The following is a 19952-nucleotide window of genomic DNA, read 5'->3' as shown; positions in this document are numbered from 1 at the left end:
TGCCCGCCGATGGAGAGGCGAGGGCCTGCCGATGACGGCGGCAGATGCGGGGTCCAGGTCTGAGCCCGGATTTTGAGCCTGGATTTGGGTCTGGTTCTGAGGCTGGCGGGTGATGCGGTGCCGCCGCGCCTGCCGGCTATTGTTCCGGGGGCGGAGGGAGCTGTTTGACAAGCCTCGGATGGCTGTGCTTTTGACCCTGTCAAAGATGTCCGGACGTCGGTGCCGCAGGGAGCCATTGTGCATCCGGGCCTGTCCGGGCATATCCGCCCCTGACCCCGGTCCACCCTGCCCAGATCTCTGTTGCGGGTGGCCGGTCTCTCGGTTCTCTTACTTTCGGTTGCCCGTCCGGGTGACCCCGACAAAGGCAACATGTCATGGCACGCACCTCTGCACAGCATTCAGGATCGGCGCATAAGCCCGGGCTGGGTGAGATCCGCAAGGCCCGCAAGGGCAATCGCGGCGCCTTCTGGCTGATTGGCGTGTTCAGCTTCTTTGCCAATCTGCTGATGCTGACCAGCCCGCTCTATATGATGCAGGTCTATGACCGGGTGCTGGGCAGCCGCTCGCTGGAGACGCTGGTGGCGTTGACGGTGCTGGCGGGGTTCCTGTTCCTGATCATGGGGGTGCTGGACTATGTGCGGGGGCGGATTCTGGCGCGGGTCGGGGCGCGGTTCCATGACCAGCTGGAGACCCGCGTGTTCAATGCGGTGCAGGACAAATCGGCGGCGGGTTTTAATGATGATGCCGCCAAGGTGGGGCTGCGCGATCTGGAAGCGATGCAAAAGGCGCTGTCCTCGCCCATCGTTTCGGCGTTTTTCGACCTGCCCTGGACGCCGTTGTTTCTGGGGCTGATTGCGCTGTTCCATCCGCTGATGGGTCTGTTGGCGCTGATCGGGGGCGCGGTGCTGGTGGTTTTTGCGCTGGCCAATCAGATGGTGTCCAAGGCGCCGGTTGAAAATGCCAGCATGATGGCGGCCTCGGCGCATCAGGTGTCGGATGGGATGCGCAACAATGCCGAGCTGATCCAGGGGTTGGGGATGCGGCGTGCGGCCTTTGCCAAATGGCGGATGCTGCGCAGTCAGGCGGTTGTCTCGGAGCTGAGTGCGGCGGACATGACCGGCGGCTTCAGCACCGCCACCCGCACGTTTCGGTTGGCGCTGCAATCGGCGATGCTGGGCACTGGCGCCTATCTGGTGCTGACCGAAGGGCTGACGCCGGGGGTGATGATTGCCTCGTCGATCATCATGGGGCGGGCGCTGGCCCCGATCGAGACGCTGATTGGTCAATGGGCGCTGGTGCAGCGGGCCATGCAGGCGCAAGAACGTCTGGGCCAGATGCTGACCGAAACCCCGGAACGCCCGGCGCCGATGAAACTGGCGCGCCCGGCGGCCAAACTGGAGGTGCAGGGCGTGGCTCTGGTGCCGCCGGTGGCGCCGGGGCAGGTGGCCAAGCCGGCCTTGCAGGGGCTGAATTTCAATATCCAGCCCGGTCAGGCGCTGGGGGTGATCGGTGCCTCTGGGGCGGGGAAATCCTCGCTGGCGCGGGCGCTGATCGGTGTCTGGCATCCGGTCTCGGGCAAGATCCGGCTCGATGGGGCGGCGCTCAATCAATATGACATGGATGATCTGGGCAGCTATATCGGCTATCTGCCGCAACAGGTGACGCTGTTTGACGGCACCATTGCCGAAAATATTGCCCGCCTGTCGATGATGCCGGATCCCGATCAGGTGGTGGCGGCGGCGCGCAAGGCGGCGGTGCATGATATGATCCTGACCCTGCCGCAGGGCTATGACACGCCGGTGCGGGTGGCCAGCAACCGGCTGTCGGGCGGGCAGGTGCAGCGCATCGGTCTGGCGCGCGCGCTTTATGGCGACCCGGTGCTGCTGGTGCTGGATGAGCCAAATTCAAATCTCGATAACGAGGGCAGTCAGGCGCTGAACCTGGCGGTTTCTCACGCCAAGAAGGACGGGCGCGCGGTGATCATCATGGCGCATCGTCCGGCGGCGATTCAGCTCTGTGACCTGATCCTGATTCTGGACAATGGCACCCAGCGCGCCTTTGGTGCCAAGGACGCGGTGCTGGGAGAGCATCTGCAGAACCCGCAGGTGGCGCAGAAGAAACCGGCCCAGCAGCAGGCCGCTCCGAAACAGGCCGCTCCGAAACAGGCAGAGGCAAAATCATGAGCGATACATCCAAATCCTACCCGATCCGTGGGCTGACCATTGCCGGGCTGCTGGCGATGGGTCTGCTGGTGGGCGGCCTTGGCCAATGGGCCGCCACGGCAGAAATCTCCGGCGCGGTGATTGCCTCTGGTTCGATCAAGGTGGAACAGAACCGCCAGGTGGTGCAGCACCCCTATGGCGGTGTTGTCGATGAGGTGCTGGTGAGCGAGGGCGATCTGGTTGAGGAAGACGCGCTGCTGCTGCGGCTGGAGCCGTCAGAGCTGCTGGCCGAACGGCAGATTGTCGAAGGCCAGCTGGCCGAAACCCTGGCCCGGCGCAGCCGCTACAGCGCGGAACGGGATGAGGCCGAGGAGGTCACTTTTGCCGAGCTGCTGTTCGAGCTGAGCGGCACCCATGTGCAGACCGAAGAGCTGATCAACGGGCAGAAACGCCTGTTTGAGGCGCGTCTGGTCAATCTGCGGGCCCGCATCAGCCGCTTGCAGGAGCGGGTGGGCCAGATCCAGAGCCAGATCGACGGCATCGAGGCGCAGCAATCGGCCCTGCAGGAGCAATTGGCGCTGATCGGCAAGGAGCTGGAAAACCAGCAGAGCCTGCTGTCGCAGGGGCTGGCGCAGTCCAGCCGGGTGCTGTCGCTGCAGCGTGAACAGTCACGGCTGCGTGGTCAGGCCGGGGCGCTGACCGCCCAAAAGGCCCAGGCCGAAGGGCAGGTCACCGAATTGGGGCTGGAGATCCTCAACCAGACAAGTGCGCGACGCGAAGAGGCGATCACCACCCTGCGCGACCTGCAGGTGCGGGAGCTGGAGCTGATCGAACGGCGCAATGTGATCCTGCAGCGGCTGTCCCGGCTGGATGTGCGCGCGCCGATGGCGGGGGTGGTTTATGACCTCAATGTCTTTGCCCGCAAATCGGTGATCCGGGCGGCGGATCCGCTGATGTATCTGATCCCGCAAAGCCAGCCTTTGGTGATTTCGGCGCAGGTGGCGCCGTCGGATATTGATCAGGTCTATCTCAACCAGCCTGTCAGCCTGAATTTCTCCAGCTTCAACCAGCGCACCACGCCGACGCTGTTTGGCACGGTGAGCACGGTCTCGGCCGATTCCTTTGTCGATCCGCAGACCGGACGCAGCTATTACGTGGTCGAGGCCCGGTTGAACAAAGGCGAGATCGACCGTCTGCCCGAGGGCAATGTGCTGGTGCCGGGGATGCCGGTGGAGACCTTCATCCAGACCAACAGCCGCACGCCCTTTGCCTATCTGTTGCAGCCGTTCACCGATTACCTGAACCGCGCCTTCCGCGAGAGCTGAGCCAGTCTGCCCGGCTCTCGCGCCCCTTCTGCCGATCCGGACAGAGGGGGATGCCGGGGGGAGATGCGGGTGGAAAATCGGCTGCCACTCCGCCGCAACATGTTTTAGACTGACGCGACCCCGCGCCAAGATATCAGGACGCGGCCGATCGCATGAGATTTAAGGATAGCAGATGAAAAAAGCCCTCATCACCGGTGTAACGGGTCAGGATGGTTCGTACCTTGCGGAGTTTCTTCTTGAGAAGGGCTATGAGGTGCATGGGCTGAAGCGGCGGGCGTCGTCGTTCAACACCCAGCGGGTGGATCACATCTATCAGGACCCGCACACCGATCATGCCCGGTTCAAACTGCATTACGGCGATCTGACTGACACCTCCAACCTGACCCGGCTGTTGAGCGAGATTGAACCGGATGAGGTCTATAACCTCGGCGCGCAGTCCCATGTCGCCGTAAGTTTCGAGGCACCTGAATATACCGCCGATGTCGATGGCATCGGCACGCTGCGCCTGCTGGAGGCGATCCGCTTTCTGGGGCTGGAGAAAAAGACCCGGTTTTATCAGGCCTCGACTTCGGAATTATACGGGTTGGTGCAGGAAACCCCGCAGCGCGAGACGACGCCGTTTTATCCGCGTTCGCCTTATGCTGTGGCCAAGCTTTATTCCTACTGGATCACGGTGAACTACCGCGAGGCCTATGGTATGTATGCCTGCAACGGCATCCTGTTCAACCACGAGAGCCCGCGCCGGGGTGAAACCTTCGTGACCCGCAAGATCACCCGCGGCCTTGCCAATATCGCGCAAGGCCTCGAAGAGTGCCTTTATATGGGCAATATCGACGCGCTGCGCGACTGGGGCCATGCGAAGGATTACGTGCGGATGCAGTGGATGATGTTGCAGCAGGAGGCCCCGGAGGATTTTGTCATTGCCACCGGCAAGCAATATTCGGTGCGCCAGTTCATCACCTGGTCGGCGCAGGAGCTGGGGCTGACGCTGGCGTTTTCGGGCGAAGGTGTGGAGGAAATTGCCACCGTGACCGCGATCGAGGGCGATATGGCCCCGGCGCTGAAGGTGGGCGATGTGGTGCTGCGGATTGATCCGCGTTATTTCCGCCCCGCCGAGGTGGAGACGCTGCTGGGGGATCCCACCAAGGCGAAGCAGAAACTGGGCTGGGTGCCGGAGATCACCACCGAAGAGATGTGCGCCGAGATGGTGCGCGAAGACCTCAAAACCGCCCGCCGCCATGCCCTGCTGAAAGAACACGGCATGGATCTGCCGGTCAGCACCGAGGGCTGAGAGCATGGGCACCAGCGCTGTGAAAATCTATGTGGCCGGTCATCGTGGCATGGTGGGTGGTGCTATCCTGCGCCGTTTGCAGGCGCGCCGCGCAGCGGGGGAAGACATCCAGCTGATCACCCGGACCAGTGCCGAGCTGGATCTGACCGATCAGGCCATGGTGCAGGCATTTTTTGCCGCAGAACGCCCCGATCAGGTGGTGCTGGCGGCGGCCAAAGTGGGCGGCATTCATGCCAACAACGCCTATCCGGCGCAGTTCATCTATGAAAACCTGATGATGGAATGCAATGTGATCCATGCCGCCCATCAGCAGGGTGTTGAGCGGCTGTTGCAGCTGGGATCCAGCTGCATCTACCCCAAACACGCCCCGCAGCCGATGGCCGAAGCGGCGCTGCTGAGTGATGTGCTGGAGGCCACCAATGAGCCCTATGCCATTGCCAAGATCGCGGGCATCAAGCTCTGCGAGAGTTACAACCGCCAATATGGTCGCGATTACCGCTCGGTGATGCCGACCAATCTTTATGGGCCGGGCGATAATTTTCACCCCGAAAACAGCCATGTTCTGCCGGCGCTCATTCGCCGCTTTGATGCGGCGGCGCGGGCGGGCGAGGATCATGTGACAATCTGGGGCACCGGTACGCCCCGGCGCGAATTCCTGCATGTGGATGACATGGCGGCGGCCTCGCTGTTTGTGCTGGATCTGGACCCGGCGACCTATCAGCGCGAAACCAGCCCGATGCTGAGCCATATCAACGTGGGCTGCGGGCAGGATATCTCGATTCTGGAGCTGGCGCAGATGGTGGCCGGGGTAGTGGGCTTTGATGGTGAAATCCGGACCAACCCGGAGCAGCCCGATGGCACCCCGCGCAAGCTGATGGATGTCTCGCGGCTGGCGCGTCTGGGCTGGCAGGCCGAAATTGCGCTGCGTGACGGGATTGCCCAGACCTATGAATGGTATCTGCAGCAGGATCAGGCCAGCCTGCGCAGCAAATAACCTGCCCGCTGGCCATCGCCGCAAAAAAGGCCCAGAAAAGACAGGGAGATGGCCCGGAAACCGGGCAGACATTTGCCTCAAACGGGTCAGACTAAGACCCGCAGACCGGTCGGAAAGGGACAGCCCATGATCACCCCCATTCTTCTGTGCGGCGGCTCGGGCACACGGCTGTGGCCGCTGTCGCGTAAAAGCTACCCGAAGCAATTTGTCCCCCTGGTGGGGGAAACCACGCTGTTTCAGGCCTCCGCCCTGCGCCTGTCGGGAGAGGGGTTTGCGGCTCCGATGGTGCTGACCAATTCGGATTTCCGCTTCATTGTCACCGAACAGCTGGCGGAGGCGGGCATTGATCCGGGCGCCATCCTGATCGAACCGGCGGGACGCAACACCGCCCCTGCGGTGCTGGCGGCGGCCCTTTGGCTGCGGGCGCGCGACCCGGAGGGGCTGATGCTGGTGGCGCCCTCGGATCATGTGGTGCCTGATGCGGCGGCCTTTCGTGCGGCGGTTGCGGCGGCGGAACCGGCGGCGCGGGCAGGCGAGCTGGTCACCTTCGGGATCAAACCGGACCGGGCCGAGACCGGTTATGGCTATCTCGAACTGGATGGCGATCCCGGTGATTTCAGCCCCAAGGTGATCGGCCTGAAACGTTTTGTCGAAAAACCGGATCTGGCCACCGCCGAGGATATGCTGGCCTCCGGTCAGTTCCTGTGGAACGCGGGCATCTTTTTGTTCTCAGTCAAGGCGATCATCGCCGCCTTTGAGACCCATGCGCCGGATCTGATGGTGCCGGTGCAGGGCGCCGTGGATCAGGGGGAGCCGGATCTGGGCTTTCTGCGGCTGGACCCGGCGGCCTGGGACGGGGCCGCGGATATCTCCATCGACTATGCGGTGATGGAGCGGGCAGAGAACCTCGCGGTGGTGCCCTATGCGGGCGGTTGGTCCGATCTGGGGGGCTGGGATGCGGTCTGGCGCGAAAGTGGGCCGGATGGCGATGGTATTGTCACCCAGGGCCGCGCCACCGCCATTGAGTGTAGTAACAGCCTGCTGCGCTCGGAGGATGACGGGCTGGAGGTTGTCGGCATCGGGCTGAAAGACGTGATCGCCGTGGCAATGCCCGATGCGGTGCTGGTGGCCGATGCCTCCCGCGCGCAGGAGGTCAAGAAAGCCGTCGCTGCGCTGAAGGCGAAATCCGCCCGTCAGGCCGAGGCTTTCCCCAAGGATCACCGCCCCTGGGGCTGGTTTGAGAGCCTGGTGGTGGGCGAACGGTTTCAGGTGAAACGCATCCATGTCCACCCCGGCGCGGCGCTCAGCCTGCAGAGCCATCACCACCGATCGGAACATTGGATCGTGGTGGAAGGCACCGCCAAGGTGACGGTGGATGACAGCGTGCAGCTGGTGAGCGAAAACCAGTCGGTCTATATCCCCCTGGGCGCGGTGCACCGGATGGAGAACCCCGGCAAGGTGCCGATGGTTCTCATTGAGGTGCAGACCGGCAGCTATCTCGGCGAGGATGACATCATCCGCTACGAGGATATCTACGCCCGCAAGTGATGGTTGGGTCTGGGTCCTGACCCTAGCGGATCAGCCAGTCTTCCAGCCCCTCGGGTGGGGTGTTTTTGCCGGGCCGCAGCGCGCGCAGGCGGATCCAGCGGGGATCGGTGGGCTGGCCTGTGCGCAGGCGCAGCCGGCCCAGGAGGCCGACCATATCCCATTCCACCCGCTCGGCGCGGCTGCGATAGGGGCGGGTGGGGTCATAGGCCGGATTGAGACAGGGCGCGCCGCCAGCCCCGCGCAGCATGGCGCCAAAGCCATCGCGCAGGCTGCGACCCTGCCAGCGCCCGCCGTCGTCATTGCCGAGGATCGACGGGGTTGTGGAAATCACCCCGATCGGCGTTTCACCGGGCTGGGCGGCGCGGATCCGGTCGCCGGCCATCACCACGGAGACCCCGCGCCGGTCTTCTCCGTCCGGATTGCCATCCTCCCATTCGAAGAATTCCGCATAATCCGCACCGCCGCCGGTCCAGGCGCCATCGCAATAGCCATTACCGGTCTGGCTCAGGCGGAACATCGCGCCGCTGCCATCGCCGGCGGTCAGGTAATCCTGCGAACTGCCCGTCGCGGTCAGCGCCAGAAGCGTGCTGTCATCACCGCTGACCTCCAGACGGGCGCCGGGATCATAGGTGCCAAAGCCGGCACGTCCATTGGCGGATTTCAGCACCATGGCGGCATCCCAGCTGCTGCCATCAGGTGAGAGTTTCACGGTGAAATCGGTATTGCCCGCCAGCCCCATCTCGGCATGGCCAGCCCAGTTCGACTGAAACAGCAGGCTGGCGGTGTCGCTGCCCGAGGCCTTGTTGATCTTCAGCTGGTGGCCGCCGCCATCATGGCTGAGCAGACTGGCGGGGCTGCGCAGGGACAGGCGGTTGCTGGCATCGGCGTCTGTGGCAATGCCCAAGCGGTCCAGCCGGTCGCCGCTCAGCGGCGGCAGTTGCCATTGGGTGCCATCCCAGACCCGCAGGGCCTGATCCGCCGGCACCCAGGCGCGCCAGCCCGGCTGTGGCGTCAGGAACTGCCAGGCGGCATCCTGCCAGATCGCCAGCCGCCCGCCCTGACCGGCCCAGGCATCGGTCGGGCTGTCGGCCAGCCCATAGGCGGCCCCTTCGGTCGGGATTGCGGGCGGGGTGGTGGCGTCAAACCCCTCAAGCCGCAGCTGCACCAGCGCATCCAGCATGCGCAGCGCCTCATTATGGGTCACATGTTTTTGCGCCTGCGCTGGCATCAGATAGGGCAGGGCAAGACGGGGCGTGGTTTCAGAGAGGGGGTCTGACATTCTGGCGGCTCCTGATCGCGGGGATGGGGTCATCCTGCCTCAGCCAGATCACCCGGCCCCTAAGAGCGCGCGCGCCGCCTGCGCAACACCTGCGTCGTATCCGGGCAGGACACGTGCGGGGATTGTTTCTGGGGCGCCTGACCGCTGGGATTGTCTTCAATATGTAAACAATCTCCGCGTTTCTGCCCCATTCCCGTCCGCTCTGCCGCCGCGCCCGCCCGCGAGGGTTGATCCCGACCCCGGGCAGTCGCCCCGACGGGTCGGGTGATAACACAGCGCGGGAGCAGCAGGATGGATCTACAGTTTGCAGGACGGTTCGGGGCCAATGATCAACTGCTGGACAGCGATCTGCGTGATCTGGAAATCCATCAGGGGGCCAATGGCGCGCTGCAATTGTTTGCGGTCAGCGGGCTGAACGGCGGCATTGCCAGCTATGGGCTGGGCCGCGGTGCGCCGGTGCTGCGCGACAGCCTGTATCACCGCGCGTTGGGGCTGGCGGGGGGCGAGGCGACCCTGGCCGAGATCGGCGGTGAGACGCGGTTGCTGGTGGAGGGCAGCACCCGCAGCGCCCTGGCGTTTCATCAGATCGGCGGCAATGGTCAGCTGTCGGCGCAGCAGCAGGCCAGCCTGCCCGGCGCGGGCGCTGCCGGGCTGGCGGCGACGGTGGCGGGGGATCTGAGCGGCGGCGGATCGGTGGTCTACGGGCTGGCCAATGGCCAGTTGAGCGGCTGGCAGCTGAGCGCGGGCGGCACCCCCGGCACAGAGGTCGCCACCCGTGGCGCGGCAGCGGCCTACGCACGCCCCGGTGCGGTGGCGCTGGAGCTGGCGGATCTGGGGGGCGGCGCGCAGGTGCTGCTGTTGGCGGATCGCATGGAGCAGGGGATACAGAGCTACCGGGTGGATCCCGACAATGGCGCGCTGAGCGTGGCGGACAGTCTGGGGGCGGCGGATGGGCTGGGTCTGGCCGAACCCACCGCGGTGGAGAGCTTCACCGCCTTTGGCAGCAGCTGGGCGGTGGTTGCGGCGGCGGGCAGCGGCTCGCTCAGCCTGATTGCGCTGGGGCGCGATGGTCAGATGAGCCTGAGCGATCATGTGCTGGACACCGCCGCCACCCGTTTTGGCGGGGTCACCGCGCTGGAGGTGGTGGAGGTCGCAGGCGAAATGCTGGTGCTGGCGGCGGGCAGCGACGACGGGCTGGCGCTGTTTCGGATCCTGCCCGAGGGCCAGCTGGTGCATGTCATGAGCCTCGCCCAGGCCAGTGGCACTGAGGATGCCGGGCTGGGGCTGGAGAATGTCACCGCGCTGGCGGCGGCAGTGGTGGGGGGGGATCTGCAGATCTTTGCCAGCTCGGGTCGCGCCGAAGGGGTGTCGCAGTTCACCCTGTCACTGGCAGAGCTGGGCGATGTCATCACCACCGACGGCGGCCGGATCAGCGGCACCGGCGCGGCGGATGTGCTGGCCGGCGGCATCGGCGCGGTGCTGAGCGGTGGCGCGGGGGCGGATGTCTTTGTGCTGCGCCCGGCCGAGGAGGGGCGCAGTGGCAGCCTGCGCATTACGGATTTTGAGGCGGGTCAGGACAGTCTGGATCTGTCGGGATTTGACGGTCTGCGCAGCCTGGAGGGGCTGCAGATCCGCAGCCGCAGCGATGGCGCCGTGATCACCCATCAGGCGGCGGATGGCAGCCGCACCGAAGTTGTGGTGCAAAGCCGGGATGGCGGCAGTCTGGAGACGGCGGATCTTTTTGCGGATGGGTTTGTCTTTGCCGACCGGATGCTGCCCCCCGCCGAGGCGCCGGATCCGATGCGCTATGGCAGCGGCGGTGCCGACCGGATCACCGCGCGCAGCGCTGGCGACCAGATCAACGGTCTGGAGGGCAATGACACGCTGCTGGGCGGCGACGGGCGCGACAGCCTCTGGGGGGATGACGGGCATGACCGGCTGATCGGCGGCAAGGGGGTGGACCGGCTGCGGGGGCAGGCGGGCAATGATGTGCTGCTGGGGCAGGATGCACGCGATCTTCTGGTGGGTGGGGACGGGCGCGACACGCTGGATGGCGGTCGCGGCGGGGATCGCCTGTTGGGCGGGGCGGATGCGGATCTGCTGCGTGGCGGTGGAGAGAACGACCTGTTGCGCGGCGGGGCCCAGGGCGATCGCCTGCTGGGACAAAGCGGCCGGGATAAGCTGTTTGGTCAGAAAGGCAACGATCTGCTGGATGGCGGCGGTGGTCATGACACGCTGACCGGCGGCGCGGGGGCGGATGTTTTCGTGTTCGGGGCAGGTCATGGCAGTGACCGGATCCGCGATTTCACGCAGGGTGAGGATGTCCTTCACCTTGGGCGTCTGGCGCGGGCAGGTATCGCCGAAGATATGGGCGATCTGACCCTGCAGCAGCAGGGGGATCACACGCTGATCCTGACCGGGGCTGGGGATATCCTGCTGCTCAATCAGACTGCGGCAGAGCTGAGCGCGGATGATTTTATCTTCTGATTCCGGGGCCGGCCTGGAAGATGTGCCGGGTTCAGATCAGACCAATAAGGCAGGAACTGGCGGCGCCCTCAAAACAGAAAGTCATCCGCCCTGAGAACGTCAAACGCCGTGTCCTGCAGGGTGAGCGACCAGCCGTTGTCATCCCGGATCACCAGATCCGCGCCACGGACCTCAAGGTGATCATCGCGCAGATCGGCAAAATCCGAGACCCCGGTGGTGGCGCGCATATCGATGCGGTCGTTGCTCTGAAAATCAATCACCACATCCGCCCCTTGCGAGAACACAAAGACATCCGCGCCCCGACCCCCGGCCATACGGTCATTGCCGTCGCCACCGTCCAGCGTGTCCTGTCCGGCGCCGCCTTTCAGCGTGTCGCGTCCGCGTCCGCCCTCCAGCGCGTCATGGCCCTTGCCGCCCTGCAGCCGGTCACTGCCCTGCCCGCCGATCAGCACATCGCTGTTGCGCGCCCCGGCCAGCGTGTCGCGCCCGGCATTGCCCGCCAGCTCATTGGCGGCGCCATTGCCGATCAGATGGTCGTTGCCTGCCCCGCCCCAGGCGTCTTCGATCAGGTTCAGGGTGCGGCCATCCACCCGCACGGCGGCGGCCATGGCGACATTGTTCTCCAGCGCCCCGATGGTGGAATACTGCCCGGGCCGCAGGTCGATCCGGCTGTCGCCCGCCACATCGGAGGCATCAATCAGATCCTGCCCGCCGGCATCCCAAATGGTCAGGCTGACATTGCGCGCCACCCCGTCACCACCCTGCACGGTCATGCCATCCGCGCCATATTGATAGGCTTGACCGCCGCGCCCGTCACCGTCCCCGAAATAGCTGGTGGCATCGGTGCGGGTCTCTGTATTGGCACCATAAAGCGCCTGCAGCGCCTGCATATCCCACAACATCGGCGTCAGCGCCCAGCCCTGAAGATCCTGGTCCAGATCCGCTTCACCGGGATGCGGCAGGTAAGACATCACCGTGAACTGGCCAGGGGTTGTGGGATTCTCGGGCATCTCATTGGGGTGATGCAGCCCAAGGGCATGGCCCAGCTCATGCAGATAGGTGTTCCAGCTGGTATGCCCCAGTATCGGCCCGATGCCCGGCACATATTGATCGGGATTGCTGTTGTTGAGCCAGAGATCCCCGGCGGGAGAGGGGCGCGTGCCCAGATCGGAGGGGTCTGGAAAATCGGCGATAAAACCAAACAGCCCGGCATCCGCAAAATGCGCGCTGGCAAAGGTCAGATCCGCCGTCCCGCCCCGGGCCGGGATCAGGTTCAGATTGGCCACCTCATTCCAGGCCGCCACCGCCTGCAGCATCATCTGCCGCTCGGCGGGATCCATATTCACCGTCGCCCCCTCGGGCAGGTATTCTCCGCCGACGTCATAATCGCCAAAATCCGGATCATAGTCGTAATAGTCCGGCACCGAGGTTAGAAAGTGATAGCGAATGACCTCGCTGCCCTCATGCCAGCCGTCGGCCCCGTCTACCAGAAGCGCCCGGTAATCCTGATAGGTTGGCATCTTTGTATCCCTCTGTTTTATCTGTGGCTCCGTTTAACCTATCAGGGCGTTGCGGAGATAGGTTTAATTTCCCATGAAATCATATGTCGGCGCATTGTTTGACCCACGCAGGGCAGAGCGGCAGGCAAAATGTGCCTTTCCCGTGGCGTCACGCGCGTCTGGGCGTTAGGACAGAAGACAGGACCACGGCAGCAGATCGGGGGAGAGGGCATGCAGATTGAAGACACGGACCTGCCGGGGGTGAAGATCCTGACACCGGCGCGGTTTGGCGATGCGCGGGGGTTTTTCTGCGAGAGCTGGAACAAGGCGCGGATGGCCGAGGCGGGGCTCAACTTCGATTTCGTGCAGGACAATCATTCGCTGTCGATGGAGGTTGGCACCCTGCGTGGGCTGCATTTTCAGGCGCCACCCCATGCCCAGGCCAAGCTGGTGCGCTGCGGCCAGGGGGCGCTGTTTGATGTGGCGGTGGATATCCGCAAAGGCTCGCCCACATACGGGCGCTGGACCGGGGTGGAGCTGTCGGCGGCAAATGGCCGTCAGCTGCTGATCCCGGCGGGGTTTCTGCATGGATTCATCACCCGCAGCCCCGGCACCGAAGTCCTGTATAAATGCGATGCGTATTACGCGCCGGACTGTGACGGCGGGGTGGCCTGGGACAGCTGCGGTATTGACTGGGGCTTTGACGCTACACCGGTTCTTTCTGAAAAGGATGCTGCGGCGCCCCTGTTTGAAGACTTCGACAGCCCCTTCGTGTGGGAAGGATAAGAGATGAAGATTTTGGTGACAGGTGGCGCTGGGTTCATCGGCTCGGCCGTTGTCCGACTGGCGGTGGCGCGCGGCCATCAGGTGGTGAACCTCGATGCGCTGACCTATGCGGCCTGTCTGGACAATGTGGCGGATGTGGCGGGCAACCCCAATTACGCCTTTGAGCAGGTCGATATCCGCGATCGCGCCGCATTAGACACTGTTTTTGCCCGGCACCGCCCGGATGTGGTGATGCATCTGGCCGCAGAATCCCATGTCGACCGCTCCATCGACGGGCCCGGTGATTTCATTGAGACCAATATCACCGGCACCTATCAGATGCTGGAAGCGGCGCGCAAATACTGGGCCGAGGCGGGCCGCCCGGAGGCCTTCCGGTTCCATCATATCTCCACCGATGAGGTCTATGGCAGCCTGCCTGCCGACCCGAGTGTGATGTTCACCGAAGAGACCGGCTATGACCCGCGCTCGCCCTATTCCGCCAGCAAGGCCGCCAGCGATCATCTGGTGCGCGCCTGGGGCGAGACCTATGGCCTGCCGGTGGTGCTGACCAATTGCTCCAACAACTACGGTCCCTATCATTTCCCCGAAAAGCTGATCCCGGTGGTGATCCTCAATGCGCTGGCGGGCAAACCGCTGCCGATCTACGGCGATGGCTCCAATGTGCGCGACTGGCTTTATGTGGAGGATCATGCCGATGCGCTGCTCTTGGTGGTCTCCAAGGGGCGCGTGGGGCGCAGCTACAATATCGGCGGCGAGAATGAGCGCAGCAATCTGGAGCTGGTCGAGACGCTCTGTGCGATCCTTGACGAGAAACAGCCTCGGGAGGACGGAGGATCTTACAAGGACCAGATCACATTTGTGACGGACCGGCCGGGCCATGATGCCCGCTATGCCATCGACCCCTCCCGTATCCGCGACGAACTGGGCTGGCGGCCCAGCGTCACCGTGGAGGAAGGTCTGGAGAAGACCGTGCAGTGGTATCTGGACAATGAGAGCTGGTGGCGCGCGCTGCAAAGCCGCGACGGCGTTGGCCAGCGGCTGGGGACGGGAAAGTGACGGCAGATAGGCCACAAAGGGCAGCGCCCGAGCCTGGGCGGGTGCGAAGCGCCCTCCCGTGGGGAGGGTCGGGCGCTGCCCGGCATGCTGCCGGACAGTTTCCTCTATGGGGTCGCTGTCCTGATGCTGACAGCGCATCTGCCATCGGGCTATGTGCCCGCAGCACAGTCCCATTGGGTTTTGTCTTTCCTGCTGCATTGGACCTTTGTTCTGGAACTGGGTATCTGGGCTCTGGCCTTGTACCTATGGCGTAAAAGGAGCCGCATATGATCCTTGTTTTTGGCAAAACCGGTCAGGTGGCGCGGGAGCTGGCGGCCGATGAAACCGTCACCTGCCTGAGCCGCGATCAGGCGGATCTCACGGATCCTGCGGCCTGCGCCGAGGTGATCCGCGCCCATGCGCCTGCGGCGGTGATCAATGCCGCCGCCTATACGGTTGTGGACCGGGCCGAGGCGGAGGAGGATCTGGCGACACTGATCAATGGCACCACCCCCGGTGTCATGGCCGAAACCTGCGCCACGCTGGGCATTCCCTTTGTGACCCTCTCCACCGATTATGTTTTCGACGGCAAGGGCAGCAGCCCCTGGCATCCGGATGAACCGGTGGCGCCGCTCAATGCCTATGGGCGCTCCAAACAGCTTGGCGAGGCGGCCGTGCGCCTGACGGGGGGGACGCATGTGATCCTGCGCACCTCCTGGGTGGTGTCGGCTCATGGCAGTAATTTCGTCAAGACCATGCTGCGTCTGGGCAAAGAGCGCGAGCGGATGCGTGTGGTGGCCGATCAGATCGGCGCGCCCACCCCGGCCCGCGCCATCGCCGCCGCCTGTATCGAGATTGCCCGTCAGCTGATCGCAGATCCTGAAAAATCCGGCACCTATCATTTTGCAGGCCAGCCCGAGACCAGCTGGGCCGGGGTCGCCACCGAGATTTTCACCGAGGCAGAAATCCCCTGTGCGGTGGCGGAAATCCCCAGTTCGGCCTATCCGACCGCGGCGCCGCGGCCGTTGAACTCACGGCTGGATTGCAGCACTCTGGAGCGGGTTTTTGGCATCACACGCCCGGACTGGCAGGCCGGGCTGAAGGATATTCTGAAGGATCTGGGAGAGCGGGCATGACCACAGGCACATCCGGCGCGGGCCGCAAAGGCATCATTCTGGCAGGTGGTTCGGGCACCCGGCTCTATCCGATCACCATGGCGGTCAGCAAACAGCTCTTGCCGCTCTATGACAAGCCGATGATTTATTACCCCCTGTCGGTGCTGATGCTGGCAGGTATCCGCGAGATCTGCGTCATCACCACGCCGCAGGATCAGGATCAGTTCACCCGGCTTCTGGGCGATGGCAGCCAGTGGGGCATCTCTCTTACCTATGTGGAGCAGCCCAGCCCCGACGGTCTGGCGCAGGCCTTTGTGCTGGCCGAAGACTTTCTGGATGGCGCGCCCTCGGCGCTGGTGCTGGGGGACAATGTGTTCTTTGGCCATGGTCTGCCAAAACTGCTGGCGGCGGCGGATGCGCAGACCAGCGGCGGCACCGTTTTTGGCTATCACGTGGCGGATCCGGAACGCTATGGCGTGGTGGATTTCGACGCCGAGGGCCGCGCCCGCGAGATCATCGAAAAACCCGCCGTGCCGCCGTCGAACTATGCGGTGACGGGGCTGTATTTCCTGGATGGCAGTGCGCCGGAACGGGCGCGGCAGGTCACGCCCAGCCCACGTGGTGAGCTGGAGATCACCGATCTGTTGCAGATGTATCTGGACCAAGGCGCCCTCCGGGTGGAGACCATGGGCCGCGGTTATGCCTGGCTGGACACCGGCACCCATGGATCGCTGCTGGATGCGGGCAATTTCGTGCGCACCCTGCAAGAGCGCCAGGGGCTGCAGACCGGCTGCCCCGAGGAAATCGCCCATGAGGCAGGCTGGATTGACGCCGCCCAGCTGCGCACCCGCGCCGAGATGTTCGCCAAAAACGCCTATGGTGCCTATCTGGAACGGCTGCTGAACTGATCAGGCTGAGCGCACAATGCGCGTCAGGCGATCTGAAATACGGCGAATTTGTTTGGACACCGGTCCCCGTGTGCGGCCTTCAGGCAGGGTGATTGCTCTGCTCAATGAGGCTCGCGCGACATCAACCGGAGCTGCCAGCGCCTGCAGGTCTGCGGCGGTGATCCAGCGTTCCTCACGTTTGGCCAGGTTGGCTTCCTCCGGCTCGAAGGCTTTGCAGAACCGGCGCGGATGCCCCATCTTGAAAGCTGCCAGCGTTTCCAGCGGATAGTCCCACCAGGCCGTGGCCTCCAGCCGAGCAATCAGCGGGGCTGCAAACCGGTATTTCAGTACCCGGGCCGGCACCCCGCCAACAACGGCATAGGGTGGCACATCCTTGGTGACGATGGCGCCTGCAGCCACCACTGCGCCATTGCCGATGGTGATCCCGCCGGCCATCTGCACCCCGCGCCCGATCCAGACGTCATTGCCTATGCGCACAGGTGGGGTTTTGGTGTTGAACCGGGCGTGTGGTTCATAGGTCTCAGCGCCCAGATCGCGGGCGAGTTTTCCGTAATAGGGCCCATAGCTAAACGGATGGGAGGACACCCGCCGGATCGGGTGGCGATCGCCCAGGACCCGCAGCCCGGCCGCAATCGAACAGAAGGCCCCGGCGGACCAGTTGCGTGAAGGTGAGTGGCTGTAGCTCATATAGCCGATGCTGCTGAGAGGCAGTAGGCCCCCCGCTTTCAGCCCGTGCCGGGTGAGAACCGAGAGGCTCAGATCTAGCGGAAAGCTGATCCGTTTGAGCGCGGTCAGATCCCGTTCGTTACGCCAGGGTTTTGGCATCACATGGTGGTCGGCCAGCAGCCTGCGCATGCTGTCGGTCACTCGAAGAGTTGTCGGTTTCATCGGAAAAGAAGGACTCTAAATAAGCGTTTTTGCGAAATAATAAGACGACCCAAGCCCCGACAGGGTAGGCTTCACGGTCAGAAATCAACCACAAACCCAAGGCCAGAAACCGGGATAAATAGGACAGGGGAAGACTAGCCTCCAGGAGCCGGGAGGGCCAGTGTAAATTCTCCACCTGAGGTTGTTTCTTCCCGCGTACGGCCTGAGGCTCGGGCGCTGTCTGGATTACGCACAGGCCTTCTGCAAACGAGGAGCCTGTGCGTGCCGGCTTTCAGCAGCGGCTGATCAGAGCGCGCCTGCGCGGCTGAAGACGCCGAAGAAGTTGCCGATGATATTGGAGATGGTCAGGGCATCATTCACTGGCGCTTCGGTGGCGATCAAGAGATCCCCGGAATTGATCTTGAAGCGGCGGGCCGAGAACAGCCCATCGGCCGAGGTGAGATCCAGCGTGAACACCACCCGGGGCTGGCGCGGGCCACGCTGGCCCGGCGCGAGGGCGCTGTCGGGATATTCGCGCAGCACCAGAAGCCCCTGCGGGTCGGCGCGGCTGTCCTGAAAGCCGCCCGCGACCGACATGGCGTCCATCGCCGACATCTGATCCTTGGTGAACGTGTGCAGATCCTCACGGCCGGTTGCCCCGAAGGAGAGGAAATAGCGCGCGTCCTCTTCCACAAACACCCGGTCGCCGCCGCGCAACAGCGTGTCGCGGCGCGGATCATTGAGCAGGGTCTCCACCGAGGTGCCATAGATGCTGCGCCCGCGCACCAGACGGATCTGCGGATTGTTGAGGTCGGCGCTGATGCCGCCGCCGGCCGCGATCAGCCCCATCACCGTGTAATTGCGATCCGGCATCGGATAGGTGCCGGGGGTGGTGACACCGCTGACCAGATCCACCGAATTGCCGCGCCCTTCGGTCATGTCCAGCTGCAGCTGGGCCGAAGGCACGATTTCTTCCATGGCGGTCTGCAGTTTTTCGCGTGCCAGATCCGGGGTCAGCCCGTTCACATTCACATTGCCCACATAAGGCATGAAGATGCTGCCATTGGCCGCCACCGTCACATCCTGCAGCTGCACCATTTTTTCATCCGGGGTGGTCAGCAGGGAATTGTCGCTGCTGTCCCAGATCCGCAGGGTCAGAAGATCCCCGGGCTGGATGATCTGGGTCTTGGCGCCCTGGGTGGCCCCGATCCATTTCAGCGGGCGCTTGCCGGGATGGGCACCGCCGCTTTCCGGGCCGGTTTCGGGCCAATGGGCCACTGTCGGCAGAAAGGCGCGGGTGACGGGATACAGCGCAAAATCCGCATCCGCATCATCGGCGGTTTTCAGGATCTCTTCGCTGGCGGGGGCACCGCCGGGCAAACGACCGCAGGCTGCCGGCAGCAGAGCGAGACCAAGAGCGGCAAGCAGGAGGGAAAGACGGCGCATGGGGATCCTTCGTTCGAAAACATCCGAAAACGGCTTGATTTTTGTTCTCCGCAAGATACTGGGCATGCAGTCTGCGTCAACCGCAAGCACTACGGTAACAGGGGGGCTGATGCGTTTTCCACCCACATTGAGACCCACATTGATCCTGGGCGCCTCCGGGCGGATTGGCGGGATCCTGCGCCACCAATGGGCCTCTGCCGCGGCGGATCTGCGCTGGCAGCGGCGGGCGCGGCCTGAGGGGGCAGAGGCTGGCGCACAGGCCTGGCATGTCCTTGATCCGCTGGCGGACCCGGAGGCGCTGGCAGAGGCGGCGCGGGGCGCGGCGGCGATCCTCTGTCTGGCGGGGCCGGTGCCCGGCGGTGCGGCGGGCCGGGAACTGAGCGCGCGCCAGCTGGTGCAACATCGCGATCTGGCGCTGGCCGCGCTGGAGGCGGCCGCGCATGTGCGCGACGCAGGCGCAGGGGCACCGCGGGTGTTGCTGGCCTCTTCGGCGGCGGTCTATGGCACGGCCTCTGGCCCGCTGCAGGAAGACACCCCGCTGGCCCCGGTGGCGCCCTATGGCCTGGCCAAGGCCGAGATGGAACAGGCCGCCCGCGCCCGCGCCGCAGAGCTGGGGCTGGGTGTCACCCTGCTCCGGATCGGCAATATTGCCGGCATCGATGCGATCCTGGGCGGCTGGCAGCCGGGATTCTGTCTGGATCAATTTGCCGATGGGCAGACGCCCCGGCGCAGCTATATCGGTCCCCGGACGCTGGCGGATGTGCTTGCGACCCTGATCCGCTGCCCCGATCTGCCGCAGGTGCTGAACATCGCCCAGCCCGGGTTGGTGGCGATGGGCGATCTGTTGCAGGCGGCGGGGCTGGAGTTTGCCCGCAGACCCGCGCCCGCGCAGGCCATTGCCGAGGTGCAGCTTGACGTCACCCGGCTGATCGGGCTTTTGGCGGCACAGCCCGTGCCTGCCGCAGATCTGCCAGCGCGCCTGCCTGTTGCCACAACCGCTGATCTGGTGGCGGAGGTGCGCGCGCTGGACCTGCTGCCCAACGCCCGATCCCGATAAGGACACTCGCATATGACCTGGCGCAAACGCCTCTTTGATCTCTTTTTTGCCAGTCTTCTGGTGGTGGTGCTGGGCCCGGTGCTGCTGGGGCTGCTGGCCTGGTTGCTGCTGAAGGAAGGCCGTCCGCTGTTTTACGTGGCTGAACGGATGAAA

The 19952-nt window shown here is 64.3% G+C and carries 16 protein-coding genes and 1 pseudogene; 13 read left to right on the top strand and 4 right to left on the bottom strand.

Features of this window, described 5'->3' with window-relative positions; translation table 11 throughout:
- Positions 1–374: 374 nt before the first annotated feature.
- The 5 genes from INHI_RS0103385 (at position 375) to INHI_RS0103365 (ending at position 7320) form a co-directional block, all read left to right on the top strand.
- Positions 375–2183 carry a type I secretion system permease/ATPase gene (locus INHI_RS0103385; protein ID WP_027246731.1) on the top strand — a complete coding sequence of 603 codons (1809 nt, stop codon included), beginning with the start codon at positions 375–377 and terminating at the stop codon, positions 2181–2183.
- A complete protein-coding gene (locus INHI_RS0103380) occupies positions 2180–3487 on the top strand; it encodes an HlyD family type I secretion periplasmic adaptor subunit (RefSeq protein ID WP_027246730.1) in 1308 nt (435 codons plus the stop codon). The genes INHI_RS0103385 and INHI_RS0103380 overlap by 4 nt, the downstream gene beginning before the upstream one ends.
- 172 nt (positions 3488–3659) lie before the next feature.
- Positions 3660–4778, top strand: a complete 1119-nt coding sequence (gene gmd, locus INHI_RS0103375) for a GDP-mannose 4,6-dehydratase (RefSeq protein WP_027246729.1) — start codon at positions 3660–3662, stop codon at positions 4776–4778.
- A 4-nt stretch (positions 4779–4782) separates the two neighbouring features.
- Positions 4783–5772 carry a GDP-L-fucose synthase gene (fcl, locus tag INHI_RS0103370; RefSeq protein ID WP_027246728.1) on the top strand — a complete coding sequence of 330 codons (990 nt, stop codon included), beginning with the start codon at positions 4783–4785 and terminating at the stop codon, positions 5770–5772.
- A gap of 126 nt (positions 5773–5898) precedes the next feature.
- Positions 5899–7320, top strand: a complete 1422-nt coding sequence (locus INHI_RS0103365; protein WP_014876620.1) for a mannose-1-phosphate guanylyltransferase/mannose-6-phosphate isomerase — start codon at positions 5899–5901, stop codon at positions 7318–7320.
- Between the two features lie 22 nt (positions 7321–7342).
- On the opposite strand, the gene INHI_RS0103360 is transcribed toward INHI_RS0103365, so the two are convergent.
- Positions 7343–8599 carry a DUF2793 domain-containing protein gene (locus INHI_RS0103360; RefSeq protein WP_027246727.1) on the bottom strand — a complete coding sequence of 419 codons (1257 nt, stop codon included), beginning with the start codon at positions 8597–8599 and terminating at the stop codon, positions 7343–7345.
- 291 nt (positions 8600–8890) lie between these two features.
- Between INHI_RS0103360 and INHI_RS0103355 the strand changes: the two genes are divergently transcribed.
- On the top strand, positions 8891–11086 hold the full coding sequence (locus tag INHI_RS0103355; protein ID WP_254656834.1) for a calcium-binding protein: 2196 nt from the start codon (positions 8891–8893) through the stop codon (positions 11084–11086).
- Positions 11087–11154: 68 nt separating this feature from the next.
- Here INHI_RS0103355 and INHI_RS0103350 read toward each other — a convergent pair whose 3' ends face one another.
- Positions 11155–12606 (bottom strand): M10 family metallopeptidase C-terminal domain-containing protein, encoded by a 1452-nt coding sequence (locus tag INHI_RS0103350; protein ID WP_027246725.1) that lies wholly within the window; start codon positions 12604–12606, stop codon positions 11155–11157.
- 210 nt (positions 12607–12816) lie between these two features.
- Here INHI_RS0103350 and rfbC point away from each other — a divergent pair, with 210 nt between their 5' ends.
- From rfbC to rfbA, 5 genes are all read left to right on the top strand, one after another.
- Positions 12817–13371: a dTDP-4-dehydrorhamnose 3,5-epimerase gene (gene rfbC, locus INHI_RS0103345; RefSeq protein WP_027246724.1), complete on the top strand. Its 555-nt coding sequence runs from the start codon at positions 12817–12819 to the stop codon at positions 13369–13371.
- A gap of 3 nt (positions 13372–13374) precedes the next feature.
- A complete protein-coding gene (gene rfbB, locus INHI_RS0103340) occupies positions 13375–14427 on the top strand; it encodes a dTDP-glucose 4,6-dehydratase (RefSeq protein WP_027246723.1) in 1053 nt (350 codons plus the stop codon).
- Positions 14428–14511: 84 nt separating this feature from the next.
- Positions 14512–14697, top strand: coding sequence for a hypothetical protein (locus tag INHI_RS21245; RefSeq protein ID WP_027246722.1), 186 nt, complete (start codon positions 14512–14514; stop codon positions 14695–14697).
- Positions 14694–15542 carry a dTDP-4-dehydrorhamnose reductase gene (rfbD, locus tag INHI_RS0103330; RefSeq protein WP_014876614.1) on the top strand — a complete coding sequence of 283 codons (849 nt, stop codon included), beginning with the start codon at positions 14694–14696 and terminating at the stop codon, positions 15540–15542. Before INHI_RS21245 ends, rfbD begins: the two co-directional genes overlap by 4 nt.
- Complete coding sequence (rfbA, locus tag INHI_RS0103325) at positions 15539–16429, top strand: glucose-1-phosphate thymidylyltransferase RfbA (protein WP_027246721.1); 891 nt, start codon at positions 15539–15541, stop codon at positions 16427–16429. The genes rfbD and rfbA overlap by 4 nt, the downstream gene beginning before the upstream one ends.
- Here the strand turns inward: rfbA and INHI_RS21360 are convergent, their stop codons facing one another.
- Both INHI_RS21360 and INHI_RS0103315 read right to left on the bottom strand, forming a co-directional pair.
- Positions 16430–17317 (bottom strand): CatB-related O-acetyltransferase, encoded by an 888-nt coding sequence (locus tag INHI_RS21360; RefSeq protein ID WP_102804157.1) that lies wholly within the window; start codon positions 17315–17317, stop codon positions 16430–16432.
- 285 nt (positions 17318–17602) lie between these two features.
- Positions 17603–18742 carry a polysaccharide biosynthesis/export family protein gene (locus INHI_RS0103315; protein ID WP_027246720.1) on the bottom strand — a complete coding sequence of 380 codons (1140 nt, stop codon included), beginning with the start codon at positions 18740–18742 and terminating at the stop codon, positions 17603–17605.
- A gap of 109 nt (positions 18743–18851) precedes the next feature.
- Here INHI_RS0103315 and INHI_RS0103310 point away from each other — a divergent pair, with 109 nt between their 5' ends.
- On the top strand, positions 18852–19799 hold the full coding sequence (locus tag INHI_RS0103310) for an NAD-dependent epimerase/dehydratase family protein (RefSeq protein WP_254656833.1): 948 nt from the start codon (positions 18852–18854) through the stop codon (positions 19797–19799).
- 12 nt (positions 19800–19811) lie between these two features.
- Positions 19812–19952, top strand: a pseudogene (locus tag INHI_RS20290) (sugar transferase); the annotation flags it as partial.

Source organism: Phaeobacter inhibens DSM 16374 (assembly GCF_000473105.1).
Classification (GTDB): Bacteria; Pseudomonadota; Alphaproteobacteria; order Rhodobacterales; family Rhodobacteraceae; genus Phaeobacter; species Phaeobacter inhibens.
Note: the sequence above shows the minus strand (reverse complement) of the source record. Positions and strands in the feature narration are given on the sequence as shown.

Excerpts from the sequence above, each read along its gene's own strand:
- INHI_RS0103380 (WP_027246730.1), top strand. The coding sequence starts at position 2,180 with ATGAGCGATACATCCAAATCCTACCCGATCCGTGGGCTGACCATTGCC.
- rfbC (WP_027246724.1), top strand. The coding sequence starts at position 12,817 with ATGCAGATTGAAGACACGGACCTGCCGGGGGTGAAGATCCTGACACCG.
- INHI_RS0103360 (WP_027246727.1), bottom strand. The coding sequence starts at position 8,599 with ATGTCAGACCCCCTCTCTGAAACCACGCCCCGTCTTGCCCTGCCCTAT.
- INHI_RS21245 (WP_027246722.1), top strand. The coding sequence starts at position 14,512 with ATGCTGCCGGACAGTTTCCTCTATGGGGTCGCTGTCCTGATGCTGACA.
- INHI_RS21360 (WP_102804157.1), bottom strand. The coding sequence starts at position 17,317 with ATGAAACCGACAACTCTTCGAGTGACCGACAGCATGCGCAGGCTGCTG.
- rfbA (WP_027246721.1), top strand. The coding sequence starts at position 15,539 with ATGACCACAGGCACATCCGGCGCGGGCCGCAAAGGCATCATTCTGGCA.
- INHI_RS0103355 (WP_254656834.1), top strand. The coding sequence starts at position 8,891 with ATGGATCTACAGTTTGCAGGACGGTTCGGGGCCAATGATCAACTGCTG.
- rfbD (WP_014876614.1), top strand. The coding sequence starts at position 14,694 with ATGATCCTTGTTTTTGGCAAAACCGGTCAGGTGGCGCGGGAGCTGGCG.
- INHI_RS0103385 (WP_027246731.1), top strand. The coding sequence starts at position 375 with ATGGCACGCACCTCTGCACAGCATTCAGGATCGGCGCATAAGCCCGGG.
- fcl (WP_027246728.1), top strand. The coding sequence starts at position 4,783 with ATGGGCACCAGCGCTGTGAAAATCTATGTGGCCGGTCATCGTGGCATG.
- gmd (WP_027246729.1), top strand. The coding sequence starts at position 3,660 with ATGAAAAAAGCCCTCATCACCGGTGTAACGGGTCAGGATGGTTCGTAC.
- INHI_RS0103315 (WP_027246720.1), bottom strand. The coding sequence starts at position 18,742 with ATGCGCCGTCTTTCCCTCCTGCTTGCCGCTCTTGGTCTCGCTCTGCTG.
- INHI_RS0103350 (WP_027246725.1), bottom strand. The coding sequence starts at position 12,606 with ATGCCAACCTATCAGGATTACCGGGCGCTTCTGGTAGACGGGGCCGAC.
- INHI_RS0103365 (WP_014876620.1), top strand. The coding sequence starts at position 5,899 with ATGATCACCCCCATTCTTCTGTGCGGCGGCTCGGGCACACGGCTGTGG.
- rfbB (WP_027246723.1), top strand. The coding sequence starts at position 13,375 with ATGAAGATTTTGGTGACAGGTGGCGCTGGGTTCATCGGCTCGGCCGTT.
- INHI_RS0103310 (WP_254656833.1), top strand. The coding sequence starts at position 18,852 with ATGCGTTTTCCACCCACATTGAGACCCACATTGATCCTGGGCGCCTCC.